Raw genomic sequence first — 14,198 nt, 5'->3', positions numbered from 1 at the left:
ACAAAAAAAACTATTGCAAGTTGAGCCAGAAATCTCTATAGTTTTTTTGTTGCTTCTTTTTTAAAAACAACATATATCATAACGATACTATTCATCTTATAAATAAACTGATTCAAGGGGGATTTACGATTGAAATTAAAAGGTGCTACTCAGCTCGAAACGCCACTATTTGACACGTTGCTTGAACATGTCGACTCAAACCCGATTGCGTTCCACATTCCTGGTCATAAAAGCGGAAAAGGGATGGACCCGGAGTTTCGTGACTTTATTGGTGAAAACGCCCTAAAAATTGATTTGATTAACATTGCCCCACTCGATGACCTCCATCATCCAAAAGCGGCAATCGCTGAAGCGGAGCGCTTGGCGGCAGAGGCGTTCCGTGCTGACGAGACCTTTTTCTCCGTTCAAGGGACATCGAGTGCCATCATGGCGATGATCATGGGTGTCGTTGGCCCGAACGAAAAAATCATCGTGCCACGGAACGTCCATAAATCCGTCATGTCCGCGCTCGTCTTAACGGGTGCCCACCCGGTCTTCATCCACCCGGAATTTGACGAAACATACGGCATCGCCCACGGAATTACGGCTAGTGCCGTTGAACGCGCGCTTGAACTTCATCCGGACACGAAAGCCGTACTCGTCATCAACCCGACTTATTTCGGGGTCGCAGGTGATTTAGAGCGTATCGTATCCGTCGCGCATGCACAAGACGTTCCTGTACTTGTCGATGAGGCACACGGCGTTCATCTCCCGTTTCACGATGAACTTCCGCTCTCGGCGATGCAAGCGGGAGCAGATGTGGCGGCGACGAGTGTGCACAAGCTTGGCGGTTCAATGACAGGCAGTTCGATTTTGAACGTACGCCGCGGACTCGTCTCGCCAGAACGAATTCACGCGATGCTCTCTATGATTACAACGACGTCAACATCCTATTTGCTCCTCGCTTCTCTCGACGCGGCACGTCGACAGTTAGCGACAAAGGGTCACATGATGAATGAGCGTGCACTCGAGCTTGCTAGAACGGCCCGTACGGCAATCAATCTCATGCCGAACTTATCGGTATACGGTCATGCCGAGTTGCATTCTGAATCGACTTACGCGCTTGACGAAACGAAAGTACTCGTATCCGTGCGTGAACTTGGGGTAACTGGATTTGAAGTCGAGAAATATCTTCGCGACAAACACCGCATCGAAGTCGAGATGTCCGATTTATTGAATGTGCTCTTCATCGTCACATCAGCGGACGACGAGTCAACGATTCAAGCGTTGATTGAAGCGATGCGAGATGTCGTTTCTGTTTACCAAAAGTCTGGGAACGACTCATTATCCATCATGCTCCCAGAGATTCCACCACTTGCGCTCAGTCCTCGTGATGCGTTTTATGAAGAGACGGAGACGATCCCTCTCGAAAACGCAGTCGGGCGTATTTCAGCGGAATTCATCATGGTGTATCCACCTGGAATTCCAATCATCATTCCAGGTGAATTGATTACGACGTCGACACTCGAATACATTATGGCCAACATTGAAGCGGGTCTTCCCGTACAAGGTCTTGAAGATGAGTCGCTGCAAATGATTAAAGTCATCCAACAAACAAAAGCGATTCGCTAAATAAAAAATGAGCCGGTCATGATGACCGGCTCATTTTTTATGTCATCTCAGAAAAGGTGGCTGTAGATGATCGAATTGCTTCCCCTAGTGCCTATTATAAGAAAACGCTTACATTTTTTCAAGTGTCAATTTCTTCAGATGCTTGTGTTTTTTCGACGAAGCAAAGTCGTAAAAATTCAGCGACGTGCTCTGTGTCGTTCAAGTTGATGCCAAGCATCGGATACAATTGACGCGGCTCTTCTAGCGCATGCAAATCAAGAAGGGCCGATTGACCCGTTTGCATACAGACGACTAACACCTTGCCCATGAATTGCTGTGTATAGACGAAACCAAAATCATAACGGGCGGCTTCTGTTTCAATCCCCGTAAATCGGACCCGACTCGTCTCGGACACGGTATACAATAACTCCTCATCGAATGCCATCAGGATTCCCTCCCTTTTCTCTTCACAAGTATTTTCCTTTATACTACAAGTATGAAACCTAAGGAGAGAATGACAATGAAGATTGATTATGCAACAGAGGTAAACGTAGAAACTCTTGTCCAGTTCATGCACGATTTATGGCCAGACGCCCCCACCGAAGAATTACGAATGGAAGTCAAACTCGGTCTCGCCTCAAAAAAGATGCATTATTTCATCGCATCAAATGAACATGGGAAGGCGGTTGGTTTTTGTCAACTCAGTTTCCGGCATGACTATGTGCCAGGTTCTAGTACGTCCCCGACCGCCTATGTGGAAGGAATCTATGTCAGTGAATCAGAGCGCCACCGAGGTGTCGCCTCTCGTTTGGTCGATACTGCATCAACCTTTGCGGCCCGTCACGGTTGTATCGAACTGGCATCGGATACCGAGCTTGAAAACGAGGACAGTCAATGCTTTCACGAGAAGGTCGGATTCAAGGAAGTCGAGCGTGTCGTCACCTACATTAAAAACCTCTCCCACGAATCGTGAGAGAGGTTTTATTGACGTTCTTATTTTACAACGTGGATTGGCATACCCATTGCGATTTCAGCAGCTTCCATAGCCATCTCACCGAGTGATGGGTGAGCGTGGATTGTAAGTGCGATATCTTCAGCAGTCATACCAGTCTCGATTGCAAGGCCAAGCTCAGCAATCATATCTGAAGCGCCCGTACCCGCGATTTGAGCACCGATCAAGAGACCGTCCTCTTTGCGTGTGATGAGCTTCATGAAGCCGTCTGGCTCGTCAAGTGCAAGTGCACGACCGTTCGCTGCGAATGGGAATTTCGAAACTGTGATTTCGAGTCCTTCTTCTTTTGCGAGTGGCTCTGTATAACCAACCGTTGCGAGTTCAGGATCTGTGAAGACGACTGCAGGGATTGCAGAGTAGTCGAGGTAAGCTGGCTTACCTGCTGCTGCTTCCGCTGCGATTTTCGCTTCGTAAGATGCTTTGTGTGCAAGTGGTGGTCCAGGAACGATATCACCGATTGCATAGATGTTTTCGTTCGATGTTTTACACTGGTCATCGATTTCGATGATTCCACGGTCGCTGATTTTAACGTCCGCGTTCTCAAGACCGATGTCGCCTGTGTTTGGACGACGACCAACTGTGACGAGGACATAGTCCGCTTCAACAGATTGCTCTTCACCGTTTACTTCAAACTTAACAGTTACGCCGTCTTCCGTTTCTTCAACACCTTTAGCAAGTGCATTCGTGTGAATTGTGACGTTCCCTTTTTGCTTGAGTTTCTTCTTAACGATTTGCGTCATTTGTGGTTCGAAACCAGACAAGATGTCGCTAGCGCCCTCTACAACGACAACTTCTGTATCGAAGTTAGCGTATGCAGTACCGAGCTCCATACCGATGTATCCACCGCCGATGACGACGAGTTTCTTCGGTACTTCAGGAAGTGCCAACGCGCCAGTTGAAGAAAGGACACGTTTAGACCATTTGAACGATGGGATCTCGATTGGTGTAGAACCAGTCGCGACAATCGCTTTTTTAAATTTGTAAGGAGTTGAGCTGTCTTCAGTGATGACACGAACTGTGTCTTCAGACGCGAAGAACGCTTCACCTTGAACGATCTCGATTTTGTTTCCTTTGAGGAGACCTTTAACACCGCCAGTCAATTTGTTAACGACTGACTGTTTCCAATCTTGAACTTTTGTGAAGTCCACTGACACGTTGTCAGACGTGATTCCCATTGAATCATGACCTTTAGCGTGTTGGAAGTTGTGTCCTGCTGTGATCAACGCTTTCGATGGGATACATCCGACGTTCAAGCAGACACCACCGAAGTTGCCTTTCTCAACGATAGTTACTTTCATTCCGAGCTGTGCGCCACGGATTGCGGCAACGTATCCACCAGGACCGGCACCGATGACAAGCAAATCAGTTTCTTGTGCGAATTCTCCTACTACCATGTTCTTATCCCTCCATCATTAGAAGTGCTGGGTCTTCGAGCAAGCGTTTCACCATGTTAAGAGCGTTTTGTGCAGTCGCACCGTCGATGAGGCGGTGGTCAAAGCTGAATGAAAGTGCAAGTACTGGCGCAGCAACGATTTCACCGTTCTTCACGACAGCTTTCTCAGCGATACGGCCGATACCGAGAATCGCAACTTCTGGGTGGTTGATGACAGGCGTGAACCATTGTCCACCAGCTGAACCGATGTTTGTGATTGTGATCGATCCACCTTTCATGTCTTCCCCAGCGAGCTTACCTTCACGAGCTTTACCTGCAAGTTCGTTAATGTTTGTAGCAAGTGCATAGATTGATTTACGGTCTGCATCTTTTACGACTGGTACAACGAGTCCGTTGTCCGTGTCAGCTGCAATCCCGATGTTGTAGTAGTTTTTGTAGACGATTTCTTCGTTCACGTCATCGATTGAAGCGTTGATTGTTGGGAATGCTTTCGCTGCAGCAGTCAATGCTTTCACGACGAATGGCAAGTACGTGAGTTTCACGCCTTGGTCAGCCGCGACTTGTTTGAAATCTTTACGGAGTGCAACGAGTTTTGTAACGTCGACTTCGTCCATGAGTGTAACGTGTGGTGCAGTGTGTTTCGAGTTAACCATAGCTTTCGAGATGGCTTTACGGATTCCACGGATTTTCTCACGTGTTTCAAGTTCAGGAGTCGCTGACTCGTAAGGCTTGATTTCCGTTTTCGCAGCAGCTGCTGGTGCTACAGATTCTGTTTTCTCTGTTGTAGCTTCTGCAGACGGTGCTTCGCCGTTCGCGAATGCATCGATGTCTTCTTTCAATACACGGCCGTTGTCGCCAGAACCGTTTACTTCACGGATGTCGACACCTTTTTCACGTGCATATTTACGGACAGATGGCATAGCGATAACACGCTCAGATTTGTGAAGTTGAACGTCGCGTGGCGCGTCTTCTTTCACATCTTCTTTTACGTCTTCTGTCTTCTCTTCTGCTTTCGGTTGTTCAGGTGTTTCTTCTTCACCTGCTGGTGCGTCGCCTTCGATGTCAAACGTAATGAGGACGTCGCCGACTACAGCAACTGTACCTTCAGAAACTTTAACTTCTTTGACTGTACCGTCGACTGGAGCTGGGATTTCAACGACTGCTTTGTCGTTTTGTACTTCTAAAAGAACATCGTCCTCTTTGACCGTATCCCCTGCTTTTACGAACCACTTGACGATTTCACCTTCGTGAATACCTTCACCGATATCTGGTAATTTAAATTCAAATACTGCCACTGGTTTTTCCTCCCATCAATTCATCATGTAAACACGACAAGGGAGACAATTCTCCCTCATCGTTTATTCGACACGATCTTAGAAGTTCACAACTTCCTTAACTTTTGCAACGACATCTTTATGGTCAGGTAACCACATGTCTTCACCTTGTGCGAATGCGAAGACTGTGTCTGGTGCAGTTACTCGAAGAACTGGTGCTTCGAGGTGAAGAATTGCGCGCTCTTGAATTTCAGTTACAACGTTCGCTGCGATACCTGCTTGACGTTGTGCTTCTTGAACGACGATCGCACGACCTGTTTTCTTAACAGACTCTACGATTGTGTCGATATCAAGCGGGCTCACTGTCATGAGGTCGATGACTTCAACGTTGATGTTTTCTTTTTCAAGTTCTTCCGCTGCTTTGAGTGACGTGTGCACCATCGCACCGTAAGTGATGATTGAAACGTCTGTACCTTCACGTTTCACATCCGCTTTACCGAGTTCGATTGTGTACTCACCTTCAGGTACTTCGCCACGGAATGAACGATACAATTTCATGTGCTCGAGGAACACGACTGGGTCGTTATCACGGATAGACGCGATCAACAAACCTTTTGCATCGTACGGAGTCGATGGAATAACGACTTTAAGACCAGGTGTCTGAGCCATCAAACCTTCAAGGCTGTCCGCGTGAAGCTCAGGTGTCTTAACTCCACCACCGAATGGTGAACGGATTGTGATTGGTTGGCTGTAAGCGCCGCCTGAACGGTAACGCATACGTGCCATTTGAGCTGCGATTGAGTCGAAAACTTCGAATACGAATCCGAAGAATTGAACTTCCATGATTGGACGGAATCCAGTAAGACCTAGACCGATCGCAAGACCACCAATCCCTGATTCAGCGAGTGGCGTGTCGAAGACACGGTCTTCGCCGAGCTCGTCTTGGAGACCTTCCGTCGCACGGAATACCCCACCGTTTTTACCAACGTCTTCTCCGAAAAGAAGTACTTTCTCGTCGCGTTTCATTTCAACGCGCATCGCATCAGTAATCGCTTGGATCATTGTCATTTGAGCCATAACTTACTTCGACTCCTTTGCAGTATATTCTTCAAGCTGTTCTTTCAAGTTTGAAGGAAGTTCTTCGAACATGTTGTTGATGAAGTCCGAAACTTTTTGTTTTGGTTCTTTGTCTGCTTGGCTGATTGCTTCTTTCACGTCAGCTTTCGCTTGCTCGATCACTTCGTTCTCCATGTCTTCGTTCCAGAGTTTCTTGTTCTCAAGGAAGAGACGGAAACGTACGAGTGGATCTTTTTCTTGATATTCTGTGTCGAGTTCTTTTGTACGGTAACGTGTTGGGTCATCCCCAGCGAGCGTATGTGGTCCGTAACGGTAAGTGAGTGACTCGATGAGTGTCGGTGTTCCTTCGAGTGCGTCGACGCGAGCTTGTTGAGTCGCTGCGAGCACTGCAAGAACGTCCATTCCATCTACTTGAATTCCGTTGATTCCAGCTGCAACAGCTTTTTGCGCGATCGTTTTAGCTGCAGTTTGCTTTTCAACAGGAGTTGAGATAGCGAAACGGTTGTTTTGAACGACGAAGATTGCTGGTGATTTGAATGCACCTGCAAAGTTCAATCCTTCGTAGAAGTCACCTTGTGATGAGCCACCGTCACCTGTGTAAGTAATGGCGACATTTTTGTTGCCGTTGCGTTTGAGGCCCATTGCCACACCCGCAGTTTGAATGATTTGTGCACCGATGATGATTTGTGGCATCAATACGTTGACACCTTCAGGGATGCGGTTTCCTGCCACGTGTCCACGTGAGAACAAGAACGCTTGATAAAGCGGAAGTCCGTGGAATACGAGTTGCGGGATATCACGGTATCCTGGAAGAATCCAGTCCTCTTTGTCGAGCGCGTATTGCGTCCCGATCATCGTCGCCTCTTGACCTGCCACTGGCGCGTAGAATCCTAAGCGACCTTGACGGTTAAGTGAGATGGCGCGTTGGTCCCAGATTCGAGTATAGACCATGCGGCGCATGAGCTCCTGAAGTTGCTCGTCCGTTAGGTCAGGCATTGCGTCTTGGTTGACGACCTCACCCTTCTCGTCGAGAATACGGAACGTTTGGAAGTTTTCTTCCACGTTTTGAAGTACCTGAACGTTGTTCATTCGTTTCACCTCATCCTTTCAACTATGAGACAATTGTCTTTTTTGTGATCAAACACTATCTCAAATCTTACGTGTATCTGTCCAAAAAAGCAATCTGTATTAACGTGATTCAGAAAAGTTATCCTCTCCTGACGTTTCCTTGTTAGTATAAAACGGGTTGTTTCAATAACGCAAAAAATATGCTTACCTAAATAAAACGCTTACATTCAAGGGATATGACATCCTTTTCACCACTGTATTATTTTCATTTCACCTTCTGTACCATCCACATTCCTTCCTGTTTAAATATGATATAATCAATCATATAAGTTCGATAGAAAGGAAGTTGTGTATGTTAACCATGAAAGATGTCATCCGCGAAGGAGACGAGCGACTTCGCGCGCGTTCAGCCGAAGTTTCGATTCCGCCAACAACAGAAGATTTGGCGTTACTCGACGAGATGGAGACGTTTCTTGTCAATAGTCAAGACCCAGAGATGAGCGAGAAATACGAGTTACGAGGTGGTGTCGGAATCGCCGCACCTCAACTCGGTGTAAATCGTCGTTTCTTCACAGTATTGCTACAAGAAGAGGAAGAGACGTTTAAACTCTCCATCTTCAACCCTAAAATTACAAGTCATTCCGTCGAACAGACATTTTTGAATGGCGGCGAAGGCTGTCTATCGGTCGATCGCGTGGTCAAAGGAAATGTACCTCGTTTTCGTCGAATCACGTTAGAAGGGTTCGACCGCGACGGGAAGCCGATTAAGCTTCGTCTGCGCGGAATGCGCGCTGTCGTATGTCAGCACGAGCTCGATCATTTAGACGGGATCATGTTCTATGACCGGATTAATATGTCGAACCCGTTAGAAACATACGGCGAACCGATTTAACATGTTTAGTTCGAGAAAAAGGGCACTGTTGTTACTATTCCCATTTTTATTTCTTTTAATCGGTGGATGTGTGCGAATCAATTATGATGCGACCGTCCACTATGACCAATCTGTTTCGCTTGAAACGACTTACGCGTTCCGTGATCATCCAGTCATGAAATTGCTCAATCTCAGACTCGACTGGGATACTTGGAAAGAGCAGGCGGAAGAAAACGGATATGAAACAGAAGATTATTCAAGTCCTGATGACTACGAAGGCATGGTCTTAAAGAAGACATTTAAAAATGTCGACGAGTTGCAACAGATTAAAGAGGAATGGAAAACGGGACCAGCCGGTATTTTAGTCCCTCCGGATATTCAGTTCGACATCGAGCAACAGGAAGGCATTTGGTTTGATTCATATACACTCCAAACCAATCTCGACCTCCGACTCGATCGGGTCGACTTACCCGGTGTTGAACTAACCGGCTCCCCCAAAAAATTGGCTGAACGATATATCCGCCAAGCCGACATTCGCTTTAACTTGACTGTTCCGACCGGCGTATTCGTTGAGGATGGAACTGGCTTAGACCTCCGTTCTATGAAACATGTCGAGTGGCAAGTCTACGGCGGTCGGCAAAATAACGTGAAGCTAGTTGCCCATGTACCGAACGTCAAAGCTTGGATCGTGACGGGAATCGTTCTGATTGCAGCGGCCGTATTGACTTACTTCATTTGGCGCAAATATCGTCGGAATGTTGGCAACCCAAAAGAGACATCCATTCGTTCACGTCTCCTCGGACTGTTGATCGTCTCACTTTCACTCGCTCTCATCATCGTCACCTTCCGACAAGAGTTGACAAACGAGCGTCAATCCGAGGCGATTCGCCAAGCTACTCAAACGAATGAGTTTATCCCTACGTTTGCAGTTCATGGTTTACTCGGGACAGACCGGACGTTCCTCCGTTTCTCTCAAGCGATGGAACAAAGTGGGCAAGCGACTGACGGAGCACTTTGTACCGTGACTGTCAAAGGCAAGGCCGACTGTGAAATATATGATTTTAGTTCAACTCGCCCGATTGTCCGAATCGAGTTCGAAGATGCAGAGGCTTCTTTGAACAATCAGACAAAGTGGTTGAATACAGCCATTGAAACATATAAAAAAACGAGAAATCGATCATTCGATCGGATGTATATCATTGGCCATAGCATGGGTGGCGTAGCCGCTGCCAACTATATCTTGAATCAAGAGACGTACATCGTCGATAAGTTTGTAACGTTCGATAGCCCGTTCGGCGGGACACGCCTTGCGAACTTCGGATTATCTGCCAGTAACTTCGGCATTAACACCGGAAGCCCTGCCATCCGTGATTTGTCCCCTAACTCAGACGGACTGCAGGCATTCCAGTCTAAGCTTGAGACATGGCCGAGGTCCGTTCAGGTACTCTCCTTCTCTGGACGAGGCGGTGAATTCAATTTGATTGAGCCGGCGAGTTCTCTGTTACTGGAAGAGTATACGAATAACATTCAGACAGAAACGGTACCGTACGACCATTTCTCGCTTCACCGTAAAAGTGACGTCTTGAAAGAGACTGGGAAATTCTTATACGAATACACGAATGAGTTTAATCCAATCGAGACGAACTAACGTCAAAACAGCTATCCCCAAATTTTGAGGATAGCTGTTTTTTTAATACGTCATCGTCCATGTGACTTTTTGGAGCCAATACATCATATACTTTCCGATTGGGAGATCGGTTTGAATCTCATCATACGCTACCGTATACGTGCCATTCTCATTGTTCCATAGACGATTAAAATACTCGTCCACTTCATCAAAGAAGGCTGTATCCACTTCTCCTGTCACTTCGACGTCTGCCTCTAGGTTGTAATCGTTCATGTTCCGGGTCGTATAGTTCCCCGATCCTAAGACAACGGTCTTTTCTTCACCATCCACATACAGGATTTTTGGATGATATTGTTCCTTGGCGACATCATACCAGCGAATCTCGATTTGCTCCGGGTTGACGGTGTTCAGTTCTGCCGTCACCGGTAAGTTCGGTAACCCTGATTTCGATCGACCGAAGGCATTCGTGTTCGGATCGAGGATCAAGTTCACCTTCACCCCGCGCCCGGCGGCATCCTCGATTGCTTGGATAATATTCCGATCTGCCAAATAGAACATTCCGATCCAGATGGTGTCCCCATCGTCCGCCCCATTCATTGCATCGAGCACCGACTCTTGAATCTTCCCTTCCGTGACATAACGAATCTCCATCGGTGCCTCGCTCGGCGCATTTTCAATCTTCGACAACGCTTCATCATCTGGGAAGCGCCGTGCATCCCCTTTAGAGAACGTCGCGACCGCTTGCTCACCTTCAACGATTTCTTTTAAAATCGGTCCTTTTAAATGGACACCGACATTCGAGTGATATCCGCTGGCATCATGTGGATTAGCGGAAAGTACAAAGCCTTCATTCTCGGTGACCATCACTTTTCGATGGTTCGCTTTGATATTGAGCAACCTTAAATATGCACGTACCGTAATGTCCGGTGCCGAAGAGGCCATCGGGTTCGGTAGCCATCCGTCTTGACTATTGCCGAACCACTGAATCGCCATCCGGTAAAACGTGGAGTATAAAATATTCGGGTCACGAAGAGCATCGAGATTTGTGTACACGACTTCTACCCCTGCCTCCTCCAGTACATCGAAGTGGTCAGAAACATGACCGTTATAGCTGGTATTGATGTCATCCGTGATGAAGACGACTTTCAAGTCCGGATATCGTTTCATTTGCTCAAGCAATGCTGAAGATAGGCGCGATGTAATGTCCGGATATTGTCGGTCTTCATTCGAATAAGGATTGAATAAGAAAAAGTCCATGACGATATATTCTTTTGCCTCACGTATCGCTCGTTCAACTTCACTAAATATCTCCTGTTCGACAATCTCTGTATCTTCCCCTTGATAGGTCAAATCATGAAGAAAATCGATTTGGTCATCTGTGATGAGGTACGGTTCAGATTGTCTCGACACGCCTTCCGGTAATGGTTTGACTTGATGATAAACGAGCGTGATGAGAAAAATGACCGCAATGATTGCGGCTCCCCATTTCAGCCACCCTTTCTTCCCCTTTTTCTTCGCCATAAGCTCCCCCTCCTCTTTTGCGGTGAAAAAAACGAGCTGTAGTCTCCTACAGCCCGTCAAATCATACTTCCATAATAATCGGCAGGACCATTGGGTGTCTCCGCGTCTTTTGTGCCAAGTAAGGTGTGAGGGTGTCTGAGACGAGTTGCTTCATCTCCGACCACTTCATCTGCTTATTGGACAATCCTTGTTCGACGGTTTTCTTCAACAATCGTTCGCCATCACGAATCAGACTACCTGATTCACGCATGTAGACGAATCCACGTGAGATGATATCTGGTCCTGAGACGAGTTTGCGCGTCTTGCCATCGATGCTGATGACGACAACAACAAGTCCATCTTCAGACAGAATGCGGCGATCCCTTAATACGATATTCCCAATATCACCAATTCCATTCCCATCAATATACACAGCGTTCGCAGAAATTTTACCAGTGACCGCAGCCGACTCCGAGTCGACAGCAAGCACTTCGCCATTATCCATAACGAAACTGTTCTCTTTCGGGATTCCAACCGATTCAGCAAGCTCAGCATGCTTTTTCAACATACGGTACTCGCCGTGAATCGGCATGAAGAATTTCGGATTCAGAAGACGAATCATCAACAACTGTTCTTGTTGCGAACCGTGACCTGACGTATGAATGTTCGTCAACTTACCGTAGACAACATCCGCTCCCGCTTTATACAACTGGTCAATCGTCTTCCCGACCGAGATGGCGTTACCTGGGATTGGAGAAGAAGAGAAGATGACCGTATCCCCAGGAATGATCGACACTTGACGGTGCGTCCCATTTGCAATACGGCTGAGCGCTGCCATCGGTTCCCCTTGCGATCCGGTACAAAGAATCGCGATTTCATTCGGGTCGTAGTGACGCATCTGATTCGCCTCAATAATCATACCCTTTGGCACGTTGATGAAACCGAGTTCTTGTCCGATCGTCATGACTTTCTCCATCGAACGACCGAAAATCATGAGATGACGACCTGTCTCGGCACACGCATCGACCACTTGTTGCAAGCGATAGATGTTCGATGCGAACGTCGCAAAGATGATTCGACCGTCCGCTTTCCGGAACGTCTCACTAATCGTCCCACCGACCACGCTCTCACTCATCGTGAAGCCTTCCACTTCTGCATTTGTTGAATCGGACAAGAGACAAAGTACGCCTTCTTTTCCGATTTCCGCCATCTTGGCAAGGTCTGCCGGCTCGCCTACCGGAGTGAAGTCGAACTTGAAGTCACCCGTATGGACGATGTTCCCTTGTGGCGTCTTGACGACGACACCGAGTGAGTTCGGAATCGAGTGCGTCGTGCGGAAGAACGAGATGCTCGTCTTACGGAACTTGATGAGTGAATCCTCATCAATCTCATGGAGCTCCGCCTCACGAAGCAACCCATGCTCCTCAAGTTTAACTTTGATCAATCCGAGCGCGAGTTTCGTCGCATAAATCGGCAATTGTACTTGCTTCAATAAGAATGGAATTCCCCCGATATGGTCTTCGTGACCGTGAGTGATGAATACCCCTTTTACTTTGTCCTTGTTTTTAATCAAGTACGAGTAATCAGGAATCACATAGTCGATTCCAAGCAAGTCATCCTCTGGGAACATGATTCCCGCATCGATGACGATGATTTCATCTTGGAATTGAACAACATATGTGTTCTTCCCGATTTCTCCGAGTCCGCCCAATGCGAACACGGCTGTTTGGTGGTTCTTAACAAACTTCATTTAATCTCTCCTTACTTCAATTATTAATACATCTATGTGAAACATAAGTGATTCTCGAATATGCCCGTAAGATTCTTTTTTCATTATAGCTCATATCATGACAATATTTCACTAACGATGTGATATTCGTGGTAGTTTCCCTATTTCGTGTTATCCTTTTAGTGGGTTCAGAAAACATATTTTTTAGATAAAGAGAAAGAATGGTGAATCAAATGGAAGATCAAAAGGTTGTTTTCTTCGACATTGACGGCACGCTTTTACATGAAGGTAGTTATATCCCGCCTTCCACGATTTCAGCGATTCAAGCACTTCAGGCAAACGGCGTCGAGACGTTCATCGCGACGGGACGAGGACCGGCCATGCTATCCGACATCCCAGAACGTGTCGGGATTGATAGTCTCGTTTGTTACAACGGTCAGATTGTCGTGCACAAAGGTGAAATCGTCTATCGTAACACGCTCTCGAAAGATGCACTCGGTCGCTTGACGACGCACGCTTCTTCAAATGACCATACTCTCGTCTATTTGGGACAGGACCGTGGTGGTGCTTCAAAACCGAACGACGCCATCGTTGAACAATCGCTCGGCGAACTCGACATGCCGATCCCTTCATTCGAACCGAACTTCCACGCAGAAGAGGATGTGTATCAGACGTTACTGTACTGCACGCCTGAAGACGAGCATCGTTATATCAATGCTTATCGTGAGTTCGATTTTATCCGTTGGCATCCTCATGCGATGGACGTGATCAATAAGGGAGCCAGTAAAGCAGACGGCATCCGTCACTTTATTGAGACCAACGGCTACCGTCTGGAGAATACGTATGCTTTCGGAGATGCATTGAACGACTTGGCCATGCTTCAGTATGTAGGGACAGGAATCGCCATGGGCAATGGTCGCACCGAAGCGAAAGACGTGGCGGATTTCGTCACGAAATCCATCCTTGAAGATGGAATCGAGTACGGCCTAAAGGCGATGAAGCTCATCTAAAAAAGACCCTTGGAGTCAAACCGTCGAGTTGGATCAATCGATTCAAC

General features: G+C 47.1%; 12 protein-coding genes. 5 read left to right on the top strand and 7 right to left on the bottom strand.

The genetic code is table 11. From position 1 onward, the window contains the following. The first annotated feature begins 129 nt into the window (after positions 1-129). On the top strand, positions 130-1,611 hold the full coding sequence (locus KNO68_RS01895) for an aminotransferase class I/II-fold pyridoxal phosphate-dependent enzyme (RefSeq protein WP_078146629.1): 1,482 nt from the start codon (positions 130-132) through the stop codon (positions 1,609-1,611). 118 nt (positions 1,612-1,729) lie between these two features. Here the strand turns inward: KNO68_RS01895 and KNO68_RS01890 are convergent, their stop codons facing one another. Further along, positions 1,730-2,035 carry a DUF3055 domain-containing protein gene (locus KNO68_RS01890; protein ID WP_078146628.1) on the bottom strand — a complete coding sequence of 102 codons (306 nt, stop codon included), beginning with the start codon at positions 2,033-2,035 and terminating at the stop codon, positions 1,730-1,732. A gap of 75 nt (positions 2,036-2,110) precedes the next feature. On the opposite strand from KNO68_RS01890, the gene aac(6') reads away from it, so the two are divergent. Beyond that, positions 2,111-2,563 (top strand): aminoglycoside 6'-N-acetyltransferase, encoded by a 453-nt coding sequence (aac(6'), locus tag KNO68_RS01885; protein WP_078146627.1) that lies wholly within the window; start codon positions 2,111-2,113, stop codon positions 2,561-2,563. A 20-nt stretch (positions 2,564-2,583) separates the two neighbouring features. Here the strand turns inward: aac(6') and lpdA are convergent, their stop codons facing one another. The 4 genes from lpdA to pdhA form a co-directional block, all read right to left on the bottom strand. Then, on the bottom strand, positions 2,584-3,996 hold the full coding sequence (gene lpdA, locus KNO68_RS01880) for a dihydrolipoyl dehydrogenase (RefSeq protein ID WP_215111982.1): 1,413 nt from the start codon (positions 3,994-3,996) through the stop codon (positions 2,584-2,586). A gap of 4 nt (positions 3,997-4,000) precedes the next feature. Beyond that, positions 4,001-5,290: a dihydrolipoamide acetyltransferase family protein gene (locus tag KNO68_RS01875; protein ID WP_015881260.1), complete on the bottom strand. Its 1,290-nt coding sequence runs from the start codon at positions 5,288-5,290 to the stop codon at positions 4,001-4,003. 78 nt (positions 5,291-5,368) lie between these two features. Further along, a complete protein-coding gene (locus KNO68_RS01870; protein WP_015881259.1) occupies positions 5,369-6,346 on the bottom strand; it encodes an alpha-ketoacid dehydrogenase subunit beta in 978 nt (325 codons plus the stop codon). 3 nt (positions 6,347-6,349) lie between these two features. Then, entirely contained in the window at positions 6,350-7,435 is a 1,086-nt protein-coding gene (gene pdhA, locus KNO68_RS01865; RefSeq protein ID WP_015881258.1) for a pyruvate dehydrogenase (acetyl-transferring) E1 component subunit alpha, read from the bottom strand. Positions 7,436-7,766: 331 nt separating this feature from the next. Here pdhA and def point away from each other — a divergent pair, with 331 nt between their 5' ends. Further along, positions 7,767-8,306 (top strand): peptide deformylase, encoded by a 540-nt coding sequence (gene def, locus KNO68_RS01860; RefSeq protein WP_196430483.1) that lies wholly within the window; start codon positions 7,767-7,769, stop codon positions 8,304-8,306. Between the two features lies 1 nt (position 8,307). Continuing rightward, a complete protein-coding gene (locus KNO68_RS01855; RefSeq protein WP_214684556.1) occupies positions 8,308-9,933 on the top strand; it encodes an alpha/beta hydrolase in 1,626 nt (541 codons plus the stop codon). Between the two features lie 42 nt (positions 9,934-9,975). On the opposite strand, the gene KNO68_RS01850 is transcribed toward KNO68_RS01855, so the two are convergent. Then, positions 9,976-11,433 (bottom strand): phospholipase D family protein, encoded by a 1,458-nt coding sequence (locus tag KNO68_RS01850; protein WP_214684558.1) that lies wholly within the window; start codon positions 11,431-11,433, stop codon positions 9,976-9,978. A gap of 61 nt (positions 11,434-11,494) precedes the next feature. Continuing rightward, complete coding sequence (gene rnjA, locus KNO68_RS01845) at positions 11,495-13,162, bottom strand: ribonuclease J1 (protein WP_015881254.1); 1,668 nt, start codon at positions 13,160-13,162, stop codon at positions 11,495-11,497. A 200-nt stretch (positions 13,163-13,362) separates the two neighbouring features. Between rnjA and KNO68_RS01840 the strand changes: the two genes are divergently transcribed. Continuing rightward, positions 13,363-14,151, top strand: coding sequence for a Cof-type HAD-IIB family hydrolase (locus KNO68_RS01840; RefSeq protein WP_205728289.1), 789 nt, complete (start codon positions 13,363-13,365; stop codon positions 14,149-14,151). The last annotated feature ends 47 nt before the right edge of the window (positions 14,152-14,198 follow it).

Source organism: Exiguobacterium sp. s75 (genome assembly GCF_018617145.1).
GTDB classification, from domain to species: Bacteria; Bacillota; Bacilli; order Exiguobacteriales; family Exiguobacteriaceae; genus Exiguobacterium; species Exiguobacterium profundum.
Note: the sequence above shows the minus strand (reverse complement) of the source record. Positions and strands in the feature narration are given on the sequence as shown.